Raw genomic sequence first — 16,111 nt, forward strand, 5'->3', positions numbered from 1 at the left:
TGAATTAAATAGTCTGGTGATGATGGCGAGAAGGTCACACCCGTTCCCATACCGAACACGGAAGTTAAGCTTCTCAGCGCCAATGGTAGTTAGGGGCTGTCCCCTTGTGAGAGTAGGACGTCGCCAGGCGGAAGAGATAAGCTTTTATTCTCTTGGATATAAATATTACCATTTAAGTATTATTGACGAAAAACAAAAACGTTGTTAATATTTAATTCTTGCTTAAGAAAATTAAGTAGGTAATAAAAAAACACACAAAAAAGCGTTGACGATTCATAGAAAAAATGTTATATTAATATAGTTGTCACTTTTAAAGAAAAGATAATGGCCCCTTGGTCAAGCGGTTAAGACACCGCCCTTTCACGGCGGTAACACGGGTTCGAATCCCGTAGGGGTCACCAAGTTTTTTACGGAACGTAGTGAAGTAAATAAACATCCTATATGGAGGATTAGCTCAGCTGGGAGAGCACCTGCCTTACAAGCAGGGGGTCGGCGGTTCGATCCCGTCATCCTCCACCATTTTTGTGAAATGTACAACCTTTCAAAAAATGCCGGTGTAGCTCAGTTGGTAGAGCAACTGACTTGTAATCAGTAGGTCGTGGGTTCGACTCCTATCGCCGGCACCATTTTTGAGCCATTAGCTCAGTCGGTAGAGCATCTGACTTTTAATCAGAGGGTCGAAGGTTCGAATCCTTCATGGCTCACCATTTATATTATTATATGCGGGTGTGGCGGAATTGGCAGACGCACTAGACTTAGGATCTAGCGCCGCAAGGCGTGGGGGTTCGACTCCCTTCACCCGCACCATATATGCGGAAGTAGTTCAGTGGTAGAATACAACCTTGCCAAGGTTGGGGTCGCGGGTTCGAATCCCGTCTTCCGCTCCAAGTTTTAATAGATGTGCCGGGGTGGCGGAACTGGCAGACGCACAGGACTTAAAATCCTGCGGTAGGTGACTACCGTACCGGTTCGATTCCGGTCCTCGGCACCACTTTTAAACTAATAATATGCGCCCGTAGCTCAATTGGATAGAGCGTCTGACTACGGATCAGAAGGTTATGGGTTCGACTCCTTTCGGGCGCGCCATATATTTTGCGGGGAGTAGCTCAGCTTGGTAGAGCACTTGGTTTGGGACCAAGGGGTCGCAGGTTCGAATCCTGTCTTCCCGACCATTCTTATAACATTGGGGCCTTAGCTCAGCTGGGAGAGCGCCTGCCTTGCACGCAGGAGGTCAGCGGTTCGATCCCGCTAGGCTCCACCATTTTTATTCCATAAGATAGAAATACTACTAATATTTTGGCGGTGTAGCTCAGCTGGCTAGAGCGTACGGTTCATACCCGTGAGGTCGTGGGTTCGACTCCCTCCGCCGCTACTTAATAATTAAACATCCTTTGGAGGTATACCCAAGTCTGGCTGAAGGGATCGGTCTTGAAAACCGACAGGCGGGTCAAACCGCGCGGGGGTTCGAATCCCTCTACCTCCTCCATTTTTATCTATTCCTTACTATTATCGCGGGGTGGAGCACGATCGATATTACTTCTTCGATTAAACTTCAGCGCACCGATTGAGTTAATTCTTGAATGTACTTACTGAAATCGGGGCGGTCATTCCGTAGAAACTTATGCTTACAAAAAGCATGTTGGATAACTATATATATTCTATTATCGCGGGGTGGAGCAGTCTGGTAGCTCGTCGGGCTCATAACCCGAAGGTCGCAGGTTCAAATCCTGTCCCCGCAACCAATTTATTAAAAATGTTGGTCCCGTGGTGTAGCGGTTAACATGCCTGCCTGTCACGCAGGAGATCGCGGGTTCGATTCCCGTCGGGACCGCCATTAATTATAATATACGGCTCAGTAGCTCAGTTGGTAGAGCACGATGAGTATGCTACTCTGGTTTCACATCCAGCGTACCGATTGTTAAATCGGGACGAAGGACGACGTTAGATTTAAATATGAAAGAATTATAATATATGGCTCAGTAGCTCAGTTGGTAGAGCAAAGGACTGAAAATCCTTGTGTCGGCGGTTCGATTCCGTCCTGAGCCACCTTTTTATTTGGAGGGGTAGCGAAGTGGCTAAACGCGGCGGACTGTAAATCCGCTCCTTAGGGTTCGGCGGTTCGAATCCGTCCCCCTCCACCATTTAGTATTATTGGGTAAATAGCTTTTTAATTGTATATAAGTTAATGTAGGGGTATAGTTTAAAGGTAGAACGAAGGTCTCCAAAACCTTTGGTGTGGGTTCGATTCCTACTACCCCTGCCAAGTGACTGTTATGGCGATTGTGGCGAAGTGGTTAACGCATCGGATTGTGGTTCCGACATTCGTGGGTTCGATTCCCATCAGTCGCCCCATAAATGGGCTATAGCCAAGCGGTAAGGCATCGCACTTTGACTGCGACATGCGTTGGTTCGAATCCAGCTAGCCCAGCCAATAAAGGCGGCATAGCCAAGTGGTAAGGCACAGGTCTGCAACACCTTTATCCCCGGTTCAAATCCGGGTGCCGCCTCCAATAAAGTTTTATACCTGCGGGTGTAGTTTAATGGTAAAACCTCAGCCTTCCAAGCTGATGTCGTGGGTTCGATTCCCATCACCCGCTCCATTTTATTATATATGGGCCTATAGCTCAGCTGGTTAGAGCGCACGCCTGATAAGCGTGAGGTCGATGGTTCGAGTCCATTTAGGCCCACCATATAAAAATAATTAAATGATATTCATTAAATTGTATATAATATTATTATATTATTCCGCAGTAGCTCAGTGGTAGAGCACTCGGCTGTTAACCGAGCGGTCGTAGGTTCGAATCCTACCTGCGGAGCCAAAACATACATATATCCGGCCAACCGGCTTTTTTTTATGCCAAAAAAGGCTATGTCTCAAACTTGACATGGCCTTTTATAATCCCTTATATTCTTGTAAAGAACGTGCGAATTTTCCTGAACCGGAACAAACTGGGCATTCTTTTTTAAAGAAGATATTTTTTCTTACAAAGCCGTCTCCATTACATTTTCTACATATTCCTATTATCCTCAATTTAGCGGTCTCCTTATATTCATACTCTTATCATTTTTCCATCTCTTAATTAATCTTATACAAATATAACAAATCATTTTCTGTACATATTAAAAGCATAAAGGTTTGGTACATTCGTATAAGTAAGGTGGGCTTTAATTGCAACAAAGAACTTCTTCAATCCCAAAACCGCTAGTGACTACAAATCAATGGTTTATTGTTATAAGTGTATTATCAACATGGATAGTAGAAAATCATTATATCTTGCTACTACCTTTAGTTACGGGATTATCCAGTTTAATTTTTAATAAAAATCCGCTAATGAATATAGCTAAACGTTTTTTTAAGAAGCCTGCATCATCTTATCCTCAAGAAGATTTCGCACAACAAAGATTTAATCAATACATCTCCGTAATGTTGTTATCTTTAGGTTTCATTAGTTATCTATCCGGTTTTCAGGTTGTAGGATTTATTTTTACAGCGATGGTTGCATTAGCAGCATTGATCGCAATCCTTGGTTTTTGCGTTGGCTGCTTTGTTAGGTACAAATGGATCCAATACAATTACCGTAAGAAGTTAAGAAATGAATCCTAAACTCCTACGTCAGTCTATCAAATTAGACTGACGTTTTTTGTTATAGTTCTAGGATGAATTACCTCCTGATTGTTCAAAAAATAGTCAAAAAGTATTATCTTTTCAATGAGAGGTAAAGGATTCTTTAATATTCATGTAGAAATTACTAAGTAGCTTTGACTAAGGAGATGACAGATGTGGAAAACAATTTAAAAGTGTTAATTTGTGATGACTCAGTCTTAATACGCAAAAAATTTAGAAGCATACTGGAAAAGTGTAAATGTAACGATATTTTAGAAGCTGAGAATGGTGTAGTTGCTGTCGAGATGGCAAAGACACATAATCCTGATCTGGTATTTATGGATATAGTTATGCCGGATAAGGATGGGATTGAAGCTTTAGGCGAGATTAAAGAATTCAATCGTGACATAAAAGTGGTAATGGCTTCTTCTGCTGGTACAAAGGATCATTTAAAAAAAGCATTAGAAAAGGGTGCTTATGACTTTATCCAAAAACCTATTTCTCTTGAGGCCATTACATACTTAATTGAGAAGGTTCTAGTGGAGGATAAGGAGGGAAGGATCAATGTTTAGTCAATACTTCGGTCACTATCTTTTAAACCGTGGGCTAATTACGAAGGAGCAGTTAACGGATGCATTAGAGTTTCAACAATCGGTACACGTTAAATTTGGAGTAATAGCAGTCGATGAAGGATATATGACAGCAGTTCAAGTAGACGAAGTACATGAAAAACAAAAACAGGTGGATAAGCGATTTGGAGAGATTGCAGTTGAACTAGGCTATCTAACAAATGATCAAGTAGACGACATGTTATCTTCTCAAAAACAGAATCACTTGCTGTTGGCTCAAGCCTTGGTAGATCGTGAATATATGACCATTGATGCTTTTTCAAAAGCTTTAAATGATTATAAAAAGGATTACAGTCTTACGGATGATAAGTTTGAGGCTATTAAGAGTGGAGATATTGATGCACTGGTTGAAACGCTGCTTGATGGAAAAGCTTCGACTAGTAAAGACTTCTATAAAGAATACTTATCACTTTTCGCTAAGAATCTAATAAGATTTGTTGATGATCAAGTCTATTTGGAATTTTCAGGAATGAATGATGGTCACCTATCAGATTGGTATGTGTATCAAGAAATTACTGGAGACTCGCCGCTTTATACAGGAGTAGCGGCAAATGAGGACGTGTTCCTTTATATCGCTTCAAAATATGCAGAAGAAGATCTTGCAGTTGTAGATGAGCTTGCACAGGCTTCCGTAAGTGAATTTTTAAATTTGCATAATGGGATATTCTTAGTGAATATGTCTAATAAAGGCATTGAACTAAATATGAAGCCACAGTCAGTTGTGAATGAAGTTAGCACCAAAGGAGTTAACGCTGATTTCCTAGTAACAGTTAGTATTTCTAAAGGAACTTTCCATTTACTATTATCTGAGGAGCCAGAAAACGTACAAATTCAATTAAAAGAAAGCAATCAACAATTAGTATAAATAGTTAAAAGGTTACTCATAATGTTTGGGTAGCCTTTTTTATTTACCAATCTTGAGTCATTTCTAATAAATGATCAATCTCGATTGTAGACATCTTAAAATCCTCTTCCACCAGTTCATTTGTCGCTTCTAATAATTCATCTATGTCCGTTCTTATTAATCTCATAAGTTTTCCTCCTATTCGTCCTATTATATTCCCTTTTCTAAGAAAAGCGAAACTTTAAACCTTAGTTTTTCAGTTGTTAATACATTATTCGTTTCTCATTTTTTGGTTATGGGGGTCCTTTAATAAATAAATTCTAATTCTAAGATCTACTGAGGGTGAATTTATAGTACAAAAAAGTTGCACCCATGGAACGCTATAATGAAGGCAATTATGAACAAACTATTTCAAATTTATTAATAAATAAGGAAATCTTTAGATTACAAATGATATTAGTTTGCATTTTAATTATTTTTTGATAAAAAGAAAGTATGTATACCCTAGAACTGTGTTGGTTGATAGGTGAATTTATATAATAGATTGGATATTTAAATGGAGGAAATTATGAAAATTTTAGTAATAGAGGATAATGAAAGTGTTTGTTCCATGATTGAAATGTTTTTCTCAAAAGAAGGTATCCATGGTGAATTTGTGCATAATGGACTTGAAGGTTATGAACGATATAGAAAAGATACTTGGGACTTGTTGATTGTAGATTGGATGCTTCCAGGTATGGACGGGGTAACCTTATGTCGAAAAATTAGAGAGGAAGGAAGTGCTGTACCTATTATTATGCTAACTGCTAAGGACAGTGAATCTGACCAGGTTCTCGGACTTGAAATGGGTGCGGATGATTATGTAACAAAACCATTTAGTCCGCTAGCTCTGATGGCAAGAATTAAGGCCGTAACACGTCGGGCAAATAGTGGTATGAGTGATAATCGGGGAGAAAGAGGACAATTACACACAAAGCATTTGGCAATTAATAAGGATACGAGGGAAGTATTATTAAATGGACAGTTAGTCGATAATCTAACCCCTAAAGAATTCGAATTGCTTTATTTTTTTGTACAGCATCCAAAGCAGGTGTTTACAAGAGAGCAATTATTAGAACGAGTTTGGGGCTATCAATTTTATGGAGATGAACGGACGGTAGATGTTCATATTAAAAGGCTCCGAAAAAAGATTGGAACAGAGACTCAACCTTTTTTCCATACTATATGGGGGATTGGTTATAAGTTTGATGAAACGGTAGAATGAAATGAAGATTAAATATTTGTATCAGCAATTGATCAGTCATTTTAGTGTCATCCTGGTTGCTTTCTTGGTACTTAGTTTGTTGTTTGCTCACTATGTTGAGAGACTAGTGTATCAAAATAAAGTGGACGAGTTAGTAGTCTATGGAGAGCATATATTAGATGATCTAGTTCGAAACCAAGGTCAGCAAGAAAGAGTCATCAATCAATATAGCACTGTACTTAAAGGAAGAAAGATAAACTTCAGTATATTTGATCGCTCAGGTAATATTCTCTATCCTGTTGATCGGTTGGGACCCGATATTAAACTGGCTGATGAAGTCTTAAATCAGATTTCTAACGGTGAGGCTGTTGTTGTACGGAACAAAATTAAACGATTAAATCAAGAAGTGACGTTGGTAGCATTACCTTACTTAGTTAACAATAGGTTATCAGGAGGGATATTGCTTACTTCTCCGATTAGTGGTTCTAGAGAAATGATTGGCCAGATCAATCAATACTTGTTTTATACGGTTTTAATCTCTTTAACGATATCCTTACTTCTTAGTTGGCTATTCTCACGAATTCATGTAAATCGAATTAAACGAATTCAAGAAGCAACGTCAAATATCTCTGCAGGTAACTATAATGTGAATATTTCTGACTCAAATTTTGATGAAATAGGCGAATTAGCTCAGGATTTTAACAAGATGGTAAATAAACTGAGGGTTTCTATGGAAGAGATTGAAAGCCTTGAAAATCGTAGAAGGAACTTTATGTCGGATGTCTCCCATGAGCTAAGAACGCCTCTGACAACGATTAGTGGTGTGATTGAAGGAATCAAAAATGACATGATTGCTGAAGAGGAAAAAGAAAAAGGGATTAACTTAGTCAGTCAGGAAACAAAACGTTTAATTAGGCTAGTAAATGAAAATCTTGATTACGATAAAATCAGATCAAATCAAATTAAGCTTTTTCCCTATGATATAGAACTAATTGAAGTATTTGAAGTGATTAAAGATCAATTGACCTTACAAGCGAAGGAAAAGCAAAATGAAATTCATGTCCTAGTTGAAGAAGACGTAATCGTACATGCTGATTATGATAGACTCATTCAAATATTGATTAATATTACAAAGAACAGTATCCAATTTACAAGTAACGGAGATATTTGGTTAAGAGGTCTAGCTTCGAATGGTGAAACTGTGATAGAAATTGAGGACAATGGAATTGGGATTGATCAAGCTGAAATAGAAAAGATTTGGCATCGGTTTTATAAAGCTGATTTATCCAGAACTAGCAATCCGTTTGGTGAGTTCGGCTTAGGACTTTCTATTGTAAAACAATTGGTTCAGCTTCATAAAGGTTCAATTGAGGTCAGTAGTGAAAAGAATAAAGGAACAAAATTTACGATTCGACTTCCTTTCAAAAATAAATAATTCCTAAAAAGCTACAAGATTATTAAAGTCTTGTAGCTTTATTTTTTTTAGAAAATTACAGGTCTTTTAAAAAATTGTTAAAGGTTTGTTCATATTTACTCGGTATGCTTAGAACAAGTAAGAAAGCGATCCCAATAGGAGGAAATAAGATGAATGAGGAACATTCGTACAAACCAGAACAAAAAACAATTAGAAAAAATAGATCTTTAAAGGGTTTTATTTCAACATTAGCAGCAGGTGTTGTTGGATCCGCGCTAACTTTAGCAGTTATCCCTCATACAGATTACTTAAATCAATTTGGACAAACTGACGCTGTTTTACAGGAACAATCCATTCAATCACCTATTGTACCGACTAAAACTTCAACTACACAAACTGGAGAAACCTCAATTGCAGATATGGTTGAGAATGCTTCAAAAGCGATTGTAGGCGTTGTAAACCTACAAGAACAGCCTAATCGTTTTTCAGGTACGACAACGAGTGTGGAAAGTGGTTCAGGATCTGGGGTTATTTTTAAAAAGACAGAAAATAGTGCTTATATCATCACAAATAACCATGTCATAGAAGGCGCTGGACAAATAGAAGTATCACTGGCTAATGGAGAAAGAGTGTCAGCCACACTTGTAGGTGCGGATGCTTTAACGGATTTAGCTGTTCTAAAAATAAATCCGAAATACGTTACAACGGTTATTGAATTTGGTGATTCCGCAACTTTAAGAGCTGGTGATGAAGTATTAGCCATTGGGAATCCGTTAGGCCTTGAATTTTCAAGAACGGTGACACAAGGAATTGTAAGTGCCGTTGATCGGACTATTTCAGTATCAACCTCGGCAGGCGAATGGGATTTGAACGTAATTCAGACGGATGCTGCAATTAACCCAGGTAACAGTGGAGGCGCTTTAATTAATACAAATGGTCAAGTAATAGGAATTAATAGTTTAAAAATAGCAGAAAGTGGTGTTGAGGGACTAGGTTTCGCCATCCCAAGCAATGATTTATTACCGATTGTGAATGAAATGATTGAAACTGGACAAGTAGAAAGACCTTATATGGGTGTTAGTTTAGGAAATCTAGAGGAGATCTCGCCTGTTTATCTTCAGGAACTTCCTGAAAACGTGACAAATGGAGTTATGGTTACCTATATAGATCCTTACTCATCTGCAGCTAAAGCAGGATTGACTGTTCAAGATGTGATTGTCGGGATTAATGATACAGAAATTAATGACGCAAATGAATTAAGAAAGTATCTGTATTCAGAGGTTAAGGTGGGAGACAAAGTAACCGTAAAGGTGTATAGAGACGGAGAACTCAAAGAGGTTGAGTTAACTCTTACTAGTAAAAATGAGCAGAGTGAATAATTTTTGAATATAGAAAAGGGGAGAGTTATGAACGTAAATAAAGCTAAGGGAAAATTGATTTTAACGATAGTAGGAGTTGCTATTATTGGTATCGGCCTAATCATTAGCCTAGGTTTTTCAAAAAAGGATGTAGTCGCTAAAGTTAGTGGACAATCAATTAGTCAATCAGAACTGTACGAGGTTATGGTCAGTCAATATGGGGCCGATGCTTTAGAATCACTTATTACGAATAAGGTAATAGCCTTGGAAGCGGAGAAACAAAAGATTACTGCTACAGAAGAGGAAATCAATAACGAAATGTCAGAATTAATGGAGTCATACGGTGGAGAGGATTCTTTTAATGAAGCTATTGCTGCAAGTGGAGTTACAAAAGAAGATGTTAGAAATGACCTTGATGAGTATATTGTTACGAAAAAGCTGCTTACTCCTAGAATATCCATCTCTGAGGAAGAATTAGAACAGTATTTTGAAGAGAACAAAGAATCCTTTACACAAGAGGAGCAAATTAAAGCAAGTCATATTTTAGTGGAGGATGAAGCAACAGCTAGTGAGGTATTAGATAAGTTATCAAATGGTGAGGAGTTTGCTGATTTAGCTGCAGAGTACTCTACAGATTCGGAAAATGCTGAACAGGGCGGAGACTTAGGTTATTTTTCCAAAGGGACAATGGTAGAGGCATTCGAAGAGGTTGCCTTCACACTTAAAAAGGAACAAACAAGTGAACCTGTAAAAACCGAGTATGGTTATCACATTATTAAAGTAGTAGATAAGAAAGAAGCGAAGGAAGCTAACTTTGACGATAATAAAGACGAAATTGAAAAATTATTATTTAATGAAAAAATGCAGACAGAATATTCAATTTGGGTAGATGAGTTAAAAGAGAAATACGCAATTGAACGGTATCTATAGGAAAAATTTAATGATATAGAAACAGTTTGCTCTTAGTTTTTTCATACTTGTTGGAAAAAATTATAGGGTGATACAAATTAAACGATAATAAAGGAGATTTTAAAATGAAAAAATCACTAGCAATTGTTATGACTGGAGTAATTTCAATCGGAGCTTTAACTTCAATCCCTGTTTTTGCTGCAAATGTAGAAGAAAAAAGTATTGTTTCAGAGGATGCAATAACAGAATCTCACAAAGCATTAAATAGGGGTTTCCATAATAGTGAGTTGATTCAGGAAAAAGCTCTGGAGCTTGGAATAGAAGTAGAGGGGAAAGATACCCGTACTTTAGTAAAAGAAATAAAAGAAGTTGAGTTGAAGAAGACAGCAGAAGAGTTAGGGATTGAAACAGATGAAAAAGATTTTAAGGCGATAGCTAAAGAAGTTCGTGAAAGGTTAGTTTTAGAAAAGGCTCAGGAATTAAAGATCTTAACGGAAGGTAAAGACACTGAAACACTTATCAAGGAGATAAGGGAAACAGTACTTCAAAATAAAGCAAACGAATTAGGAGTTGAAACAGAGGGAAAAAGTCTCCGAGAATTAGCTAAAGAGGTACAGGAAACAGAAATTAAAAAACAGGCAGAAGAGCTAGGCATTAAAGCAGAAGGAAAAGAGATAAGAGAATTAGCCGAAGAAGTTCGAAATCAAAAGATTCTTAATGCCGCAAAAGAGTTAGGAATTGAAGCTAGCGATAAGACTACAAAAGAACTATTACAAGAAATATTAACTGATCATAAGGATAAAGCTGAAGAATTGGGAATTCTTCCTTTAAAAGAACTGTTTGACAAAGGGTTTAAAGGAGGTAAACGAGGTGGTGGTCACAAGGGATTCGGTTGGCATGAACATCAATCGGAATTAGACCAAAGCACTTCGGAAAGCACAAAACAGACTTCCGAATCATTATAGTTAATATGAAAAACCTCAGGTAGCTCTTCCTGAGGTCTTCTCATTTTAATCCTGTTTATTTTCAACTTCCTTCTTAACGTCATTTTGGAATTTTTCAATTTCGTCCCGTAACGCCATATGGTCTATATTTAATTCTTTTATTATATCGTGAAAAGATTTACCATCTTTTTTATACTTAAGAATTTCTTCAAGTGATTGATTACTTAGGTTGCCAACGGCTGCTGCACCAATTAGGAAATGGAGCGGATAACCATCTTTTATGTAAGCTTCAATTCCTTCAACCTTCGTATTCGAATAGGCTGCTAACTGTTTAATAACATCTTCTCGGTTTTCCTCAACAAATTTTCCCCATTGTTGAATGGACTTAATTTTTTCTAATTCTTCGTTGTCAACACCAAGTTCTTTAGCTGTTTCTTCCCAAGATTTATTTTTTTCCTTATACAAAGATAAGACATCCTCAATCCTCTTATCGGATTTTTTACTAAGCATCGCACCCATAAATATTTCTTCTTTCGTGTAACCTTGATTCATTAACTCCTCAGCTTTTTCCTTCATCAGGTGATGGCGGTGATGGTGATTTTTATTCATCTTTGAATCATTTTCTGGAGAAACGAATGAAGCAGAACTTGCACTAGCACCTCCGATAACGATAGCCAATAGGAAAGCAACGGTAATCATCCATACTTTTCTCAATCTAATTTCGCTCCTTTTATGTAAGTTTTACCGTTATATAATGTCCATAAAAAGATAAAGTATTTATCTTTGAGGTTTTTAGGCTAGGGAAACAAGTTTGGTTTATAGAGTACATGTTGAAATATAACAACAAAGAGGTTTTAATCAAGCCATCAATGGTTAATTAATAGTAAAATGGAAAATCCCCCAGGTGATGGGGGATTAATATTAGGACACAACAGAAGATTGTGTTAAGTCCATATGTGGGATATGAGAGATTGTTTCTTCTTGAAGCTTTGTCACTTCAATATACTTCACGTGGTGTTCTTCCATTTCTATAATTTTAAAAGTATAGGATTCAATTACAATGGTATCTCCCTCTTTTGCATCATAATTTTCGGTAAGAACCCAACCACCTATCGTATCAACATCCTCATCGTTTATTTCTAGCCCTAGCAAATCATTAATCTCACTTACTAAGACTTTTGAGTCAATAATATAGTGATCATCATTAACTTTTCTAATCATTGGGACTTCATCAATATCAAATTCATCGCGAATTTCACCAACGATTTCTTCGATAATATCTTCAACGGTTACAAGTCCAGATGTTCCTCCGTATTCATCCATTAAGATGGCCATATGAATACGTTCTTTTTGCATTTTAACGAGTAAGTCATGAATAGGAATAGAGTCAATGACTCGGATTATGGGCCTAGTGTAAGCCTCAAGAGTTTTGGATGATACTCCTTTATGTCCAATTAATTCGGTAATAATTTCTTTGACATTCACCATTCCGATAATATGGTCCTTATCACCATCAATAATGGGATATCGAGTGAATTTCTCTTCGTTTACTACGTTTAGAAACGTCTCTATCGTATCATCTTTTGAAAGAGAGACAATCTCAGTACGTGGCACCATTATTTCTTTGGCAATACGATTATCGAATTCAAAAATTTTATTTACATACTTAAACTCAGATTGGTTTATTTCGCCACTCTTATAGCTTTCCGATAGAATAATTCGGAGCTCTTCTTCAGAATGTGCAAGATCATGTTCAGAGGTAGGCTTTAGTCCAAACAAGCTTGTTAATAACCGAGCAGAACCATTTAATAGCCAGATAAACGGGTATAACAAGCGATAAAACCAAATTAATGGTCTAGCAGTTACTAAGCTAATAAACTCTGCTTTTTGTATAGCCAAAGTCTTTGGAGCAAGTTCTCCAACCACCACATGAAGAAAAGTAATGAAAGCAAAGGCAGTTCCAAAGGATAACAGATGAGTGATTGACTCAGGAATGTTAAACCCAAGAAAGATTGGTCTGAGGATATGTTCCACAGTTGGTTCACCAAGCCAACCTAATCCTAAAGCTGTAATCGTAATTCCAAGTTGGCATGCAGACAAATACTCATCTAAATTTGAAACGACTCTTTTAGCTGCAATAGCGCTTTTGTTACCTTCTTCAATAAGTTGGTCTATCCTTGAACTTCTTACCCTAATGATCGCAAATTCCGAAGCGACAAAAAAAGCCGTTAAAGCAATCAAGATGGCTATAAAAACCAAGTTAAATATGTCCAATAAGTTTCCTTATCTCGCAAGTAGGCGAGTAAGGAGTCACCTCCTAGTGATTACAAAAATTTAATTAACTTGTAAACCTTAAAAGGGATTTCAATAACATTTCACCTTCTGTTGTCAGCTCTTTTGAAAAATCCTTGACTTGTTGATCATTTAGGTTATTTATTAATGGGATTAAAGTAGATAGGTCATTTTGGAGCTGTTTCATTTGTTGAGCTACTGAATGAATATGTTTTTCAACTTCCCCTTTTTGAAGGTCTTTTTCCTTCTTTAATTCTAGTTTTCTCTTAATCTCTTCTAATGGAAAATGCAGACTTTTACATTCTTCAATAAACTTCAAATCAGAAATAGCTTCTTCAGCATAAATTCTGTAATTTGCTTTTGAACGTTCTGCTTGTAGGAGACCAAGGTTTGTATAATAGTCAATCGTTCTTTTGGATACTTTTGCTATGGATGCTAGCTCACCGATACGATAGAATGCCCCATTATATCACCTCTACTTAAATCAATTATTTTTCGGCAAAGTCAAAAATGTCATAATGAATGTGGATCCTCATACCTACGTTTTAGGAATGTACCGTTGTGGAATATCCATTTCAACCACCTTATTCGACAAGGCCTGATTAAGAATCATTATAATTTAATCAAAAGTGTACAGTCAAACGTTGTGGTTTAGGGGAAATAGGTTACCTCTATTTTATTATAAAATTTTACCAATATGAACGAATATTCTATAAATTTTAATAAAATAAGCTAAAGTTACTGTTAAGATTAGTTTTTACTAAATAAAAAGGCGCGTCAGAATCTAATCTTCATCCGATTCTGACGGCACAACTTCTTTATTTACTTCAATATAAGATATGTGGTGCCCTTCAATCTCCTTAATGGTAAAAACATAACCGGATTCGCTAATGGTATCTCCTTGTTTTAAATCAAACTTTTGAGTTAATAACCAACCACCGATTGTGTCAACATCTTCTTCTTCTAAGTCAATATTTAAGAGTTCGTTGACTTCAGATATCAAGAGTCTGGCATTTAAAATGTAATGGTCCTCTCCAAGATGTTGAATAATAGGGATTTCATCTAGATCAAATTCATCGTGTATTTCACCTACAATCTCTTCTAATATATCTTCGACTGTTACCAAACCTGACGTTCCACCATACTCATCAGAAAGAATGGCCATATGTGAACGTTCCTTTTGCATTTTCAACAAGAGGTCATGAATAGGAATGGAATCAATAACATGAATAATTGGCTTTATATAAGTTAATAAAGGCTTATCACCTTCGCACTTCTGTTGAATACAATCTGTCAGTATTTCTTTAATATTTATAAGACCTACAACATTGTCCTTATCTCCATCAATAACCGGATAGCGAGTATATTTTTCTTCCTGCACGGTATCCAATATTTCTTTAAGGGTTGCATCTGAAAAGAGACTAACAATTTCGGTTCGCGGTACCATTATTTCTTTAGCAATACGATTATCAAATTCAAAGATGTTATTCACATAAGTTAATTCAGATTTATTAATTTCCCCACTCTCAAAGCTCTCAGATAATATTAAGCGAAGTTCCTCTTCTGTATGTCCTATTTCCAACTCAGAAGCAGCTTTTAATCCGAACATCCCAACAAGAACCCTTGCTAATCGATTCATGGCCCAAATAAACGGATATGTGATTCGATAAAACAATATTAATGGTCTAGAGATAAGTAGTGTTGCTGTTTCTGCTTTTTGAATAGCAATCGTCTTTGGAGCGAGCTCTCCGAACACAACCTGCAGGAAGGTGATTAATGTAAAGGCTATCCCAAATGATAGTATGTATGAAATGGTTTGGGATAAGTTAAATTGAGCAATATAGGGTCTTAAAGTTCTCTCTACCGTTGGTTCACCAAGCCAACCTAGAGCTAATGTTGTAATCGTGATTCCTAACTGACACGCAGAGAGGTAGTCATCCAAGTGGGTAACTACTCTTTTAGCAGAAAATGCTCCTTTTTTTCCCTCTTCAATTAACTGATCAATTCTAGAATTTCTTATTTTTACAATGGCAAACTCTGCTGTTACAAAAAATGCTGTCAAACATATTAAGATTGCTACTAGAAAAAAATTCAATAAGTTCATATGGGCTTGGTTTCACCTCCTAAAAAAGGTCCTTACCTGTACTTTTCCCATATTCATTCTTTTTACAATAAGTTGTTATAAATGAGAGGCTCGAACATGAAGAAAATCCTTTTCCTATCAGAGAAATAAGGATTCAAAAAAAATTAAAACCGACTACGTATTTTTAGTCGGCTCAAATTTATTAACGTATTGGTATTCCTGGTGGATAATAATAAGGTGGAACCTTTAGCCAGCCACGCTTTCTCATCAATGTCTTTAAGGTGGATCCAAACGTAACTATTTCTGAGAAAAATTCTAACCACATCATAGCAACATCAGCTCTAATGGCATCGGCCTGACCTTTTCCACATAATTGCATAAGGTTTACCATTTTAAAAGCTACGCCATTGGAAATCTCATCGTCTGTTAGCTTAACTCCTAGTGGAACTTCATTAGGGTTGGACTTTGGTTTAGCAGAAGTTACATCAGGTAAAGGAATTCCTTCATTTCTTAAAAAGGTACTTAGTCTTTTTACTTGAGATTCGCATAACTTTATTGCATCGTTAAGCATCTCAATAATTTCATCATCTGTTGATGTATTCAGTCCGATTTCCTCATATCTAATAAATTCTTCTAAAATTCCTACATAGGTCCAACAATCTCCTACTTCGATTACATGGAGGGGTGCTTTATCTTCAACATCTAACTTTACTTTAAAATGATTAAATATTGCCTCGAATGGATTTCCCATCATATCACCTCCTAAGCATTTGTTATCAGTGGAATATTTG

At 36.8% G+C, this 16,111-nt stretch carries 14 protein-coding genes, 23 tRNA genes and 1 rRNA gene; 32 read left to right on the forward strand and 6 right to left on the reverse strand.

Translation table 11 applies throughout. The annotated features are described in order from the left end of the window. The first annotated feature begins 12 nt into the window (after positions 1 to 12). From rrf to ACFYKX_RS06000, 27 genes are all read left to right on the forward strand, one after another. Positions 13 to 129: ribosomal RNA gene (gene rrf, locus ACFYKX_RS05870) — 5S ribosomal RNA — on the forward strand. Between the two features lie 197 nt (positions 130 to 326). Continuing rightward, a tRNA-Glu gene (locus ACFYKX_RS05875) sits at positions 327 to 401 on the forward strand. Between the two features lie 42 nt (positions 402 to 443). Further along, positions 444 to 519 (forward strand) — tRNA-Val (locus tag ACFYKX_RS05880). A gap of 31 nt (positions 520 to 550) precedes the next feature. After that, positions 551 to 626: transfer RNA gene (locus ACFYKX_RS05885), tRNA-Thr, on the forward strand. A gap of 5 nt (positions 627 to 631) precedes the next feature. Continuing rightward, positions 632 to 707: transfer RNA gene (locus ACFYKX_RS05890), tRNA-Lys, on the forward strand. A gap of 15 nt (positions 708 to 722) precedes the next feature. Next, positions 723 to 807 (forward strand) — tRNA-Leu (locus ACFYKX_RS05895). 5 nt (positions 808 to 812) lie between these two features. Next, positions 813 to 887 (forward strand) — tRNA-Gly (locus tag ACFYKX_RS05900). A 15-nt stretch (positions 888 to 902) separates the two neighbouring features. Then, positions 903 to 991 (forward strand) — tRNA-Leu (locus tag ACFYKX_RS05905). A gap of 18 nt (positions 992 to 1,009) precedes the next feature. After that, positions 1,010 to 1,086: transfer RNA gene (locus ACFYKX_RS05910), tRNA-Arg, on the forward strand. A 9-nt stretch (positions 1,087 to 1,095) separates the two neighbouring features. After that, positions 1,096 to 1,172 (forward strand) — tRNA-Pro (locus tag ACFYKX_RS05915). 13 nt (positions 1,173 to 1,185) lie between these two features. Further along, positions 1,186 to 1,261: transfer RNA gene (locus ACFYKX_RS05920), tRNA-Ala, on the forward strand. A gap of 37 nt (positions 1,262 to 1,298) precedes the next feature. Further along, positions 1,299 to 1,372, forward strand: a tRNA-Met gene (locus ACFYKX_RS05925). A 21-nt stretch (positions 1,373 to 1,393) separates the two neighbouring features. After that, positions 1,394 to 1,486: transfer RNA gene (locus tag ACFYKX_RS05930), tRNA-Ser, on the forward strand. A 179-nt stretch (positions 1,487 to 1,665) separates the two neighbouring features. Continuing rightward, a tRNA-Met gene (locus ACFYKX_RS05935) sits at positions 1,666 to 1,742 on the forward strand. A 16-nt stretch (positions 1,743 to 1,758) separates the two neighbouring features. After that, a tRNA-Asp gene (locus ACFYKX_RS05940) sits at positions 1,759 to 1,834 on the forward strand. Positions 1,835 to 1,973: 139 nt separating this feature from the next. Continuing rightward, positions 1,974 to 2,046, forward strand: a tRNA-Phe gene (locus ACFYKX_RS05945). A gap of 11 nt (positions 2,047 to 2,057) precedes the next feature. After that, positions 2,058 to 2,141 (forward strand) — tRNA-Tyr (locus tag ACFYKX_RS05950). 48 nt (positions 2,142 to 2,189) lie between these two features. Beyond that, a tRNA-Trp gene (locus tag ACFYKX_RS05955) sits at positions 2,190 to 2,263 on the forward strand. A gap of 13 nt (positions 2,264 to 2,276) precedes the next feature. Further along, a tRNA-His gene (locus tag ACFYKX_RS05960) sits at positions 2,277 to 2,352 on the forward strand. 4 nt (positions 2,353 to 2,356) lie between these two features. Further along, positions 2,357 to 2,431, forward strand: a tRNA-Gln gene (locus tag ACFYKX_RS05965). A gap of 5 nt (positions 2,432 to 2,436) precedes the next feature. Further along, positions 2,437 to 2,510 (forward strand) — tRNA-Cys (locus ACFYKX_RS05970). 16 nt (positions 2,511 to 2,526) lie between these two features. Next, a tRNA-Gly gene (locus tag ACFYKX_RS05975) sits at positions 2,527 to 2,600 on the forward strand. Between the two features lie 13 nt (positions 2,601 to 2,613). Further along, positions 2,614 to 2,690: transfer RNA gene (locus ACFYKX_RS05980), tRNA-Ile, on the forward strand. 54 nt (positions 2,691 to 2,744) lie between these two features. After that, a tRNA-Asn gene (locus ACFYKX_RS05985) sits at positions 2,745 to 2,819 on the forward strand. Between the two features lie 350 nt (positions 2,820 to 3,169). After that, positions 3,170 to 3,604 (forward strand): DUF4395 domain-containing protein, encoded by a 435-nt coding sequence (locus tag ACFYKX_RS05990; protein ID WP_389359082.1) that lies wholly within the window; start codon positions 3,170 to 3,172, stop codon positions 3,602 to 3,604. Between the two features lie 176 nt (positions 3,605 to 3,780). Further along, positions 3,781 to 4,176: a response regulator gene (locus ACFYKX_RS05995; RefSeq protein WP_389359084.1), complete on the forward strand. Its 396-nt coding sequence runs from the start codon at positions 3,781 to 3,783 to the stop codon at positions 4,174 to 4,176. Then, positions 4,169 to 5,098, forward strand: coding sequence for a hypothetical protein (locus tag ACFYKX_RS06000; protein ID WP_389359086.1), 930 nt, complete (start codon positions 4,169 to 4,171; stop codon positions 5,096 to 5,098). The genes ACFYKX_RS05995 and ACFYKX_RS06000 overlap by 8 nt, the downstream gene beginning before the upstream one ends. 43 nt (positions 5,099 to 5,141) lie before the next feature. On the opposite strand, the gene ACFYKX_RS06005 is transcribed toward ACFYKX_RS06000, so the two are convergent. Further along, complete coding sequence (locus ACFYKX_RS06005; RefSeq protein ID WP_389359088.1) at positions 5,142 to 5,264, reverse strand: hypothetical protein; 123 nt, start codon at positions 5,262 to 5,264, stop codon at positions 5,142 to 5,144. A gap of 381 nt (positions 5,265 to 5,645) precedes the next feature. Between ACFYKX_RS06005 and ACFYKX_RS06010 the strand changes: the two genes are divergently transcribed. From ACFYKX_RS06010 to ACFYKX_RS06030, 5 genes are all read left to right on the forward strand, one after another. Then, complete coding sequence (locus tag ACFYKX_RS06010; RefSeq protein ID WP_389359090.1) at positions 5,646 to 6,341, forward strand: winged helix-turn-helix domain-containing protein; 696 nt, start codon at positions 5,646 to 5,648, stop codon at positions 6,339 to 6,341. A gap of 1 nt (position 6,342) precedes the next feature. Beyond that, positions 6,343 to 7,755: a sensor histidine kinase gene (locus ACFYKX_RS06015; protein WP_389359092.1), complete on the forward strand. Its 1,413-nt coding sequence runs from the start codon at positions 6,343 to 6,345 to the stop codon at positions 7,753 to 7,755. Between the two features lie 149 nt (positions 7,756 to 7,904). Beyond that, positions 7,905 to 9,113 carry a S1C family serine protease gene (locus ACFYKX_RS06020; RefSeq protein ID WP_389359094.1) on the forward strand — a complete coding sequence of 403 codons (1,209 nt, stop codon included), beginning with the start codon at positions 7,905 to 7,907 and terminating at the stop codon, positions 9,111 to 9,113. A 27-nt stretch (positions 9,114 to 9,140) separates the two neighbouring features. Continuing rightward, positions 9,141 to 10,022: a peptidylprolyl isomerase gene (locus ACFYKX_RS06025; protein WP_389359096.1), complete on the forward strand. Its 882-nt coding sequence runs from the start codon at positions 9,141 to 9,143 to the stop codon at positions 10,020 to 10,022. Positions 10,023 to 10,126: 104 nt separating this feature from the next. Continuing rightward, entirely contained in the window at positions 10,127 to 10,966 is an 840-nt protein-coding gene (locus tag ACFYKX_RS06030) for a hypothetical protein (protein ID WP_389359098.1), read from the forward strand. Between the two features lie 45 nt (positions 10,967 to 11,011). Here ACFYKX_RS06030 and ACFYKX_RS06035 read toward each other — a convergent pair whose 3' ends face one another. The 5 genes from ACFYKX_RS06035 to ACFYKX_RS06055 all read right to left on the reverse strand — a co-directional run bounded on the left by ACFYKX_RS06035 (position 11,012) and on the right by ACFYKX_RS06055 (position 16,074). Then, positions 11,012 to 11,659, reverse strand: a complete 648-nt coding sequence (locus ACFYKX_RS06035; RefSeq protein WP_389359100.1) for a hypothetical protein — start codon at positions 11,657 to 11,659, stop codon at positions 11,012 to 11,014. Between the two features lie 207 nt (positions 11,660 to 11,866). Continuing rightward, positions 11,867 to 13,219, reverse strand: a complete 1,353-nt coding sequence (locus ACFYKX_RS06040) for a hemolysin family protein (protein WP_389359101.1) — start codon at positions 13,217 to 13,219, stop codon at positions 11,867 to 11,869. Positions 13,220 to 13,283: 64 nt separating this feature from the next. Further along, positions 13,284 to 13,685 (reverse strand): MerR family transcriptional regulator, encoded by a 402-nt coding sequence (locus tag ACFYKX_RS06045; RefSeq protein ID WP_389359804.1) that lies wholly within the window; start codon positions 13,683 to 13,685, stop codon positions 13,284 to 13,286. A gap of 336 nt (positions 13,686 to 14,021) precedes the next feature. Beyond that, positions 14,022 to 15,341 carry a hemolysin family protein gene (locus ACFYKX_RS06050; RefSeq protein ID WP_389359103.1) on the reverse strand — a complete coding sequence of 440 codons (1,320 nt, stop codon included), beginning with the start codon at positions 15,339 to 15,341 and terminating at the stop codon, positions 14,022 to 14,024. Positions 15,342 to 15,522: 181 nt separating this feature from the next. Continuing rightward, entirely contained in the window at positions 15,523 to 16,074 is a 552-nt protein-coding gene (locus ACFYKX_RS06055; protein WP_389359105.1) for a DUF3231 family protein, read from the reverse strand. Between the last annotated feature and the right edge of the window lie 37 nt (positions 16,075 to 16,111).

Origin of the sequence: Cytobacillus spartinae, assembly GCF_042865285.1 — a bacterium.
Lineage (GTDB): Bacteria > Bacillota > Bacilli > Bacillales > Cytobacillaceae > Robertmurraya_A > Robertmurraya_A spartinae.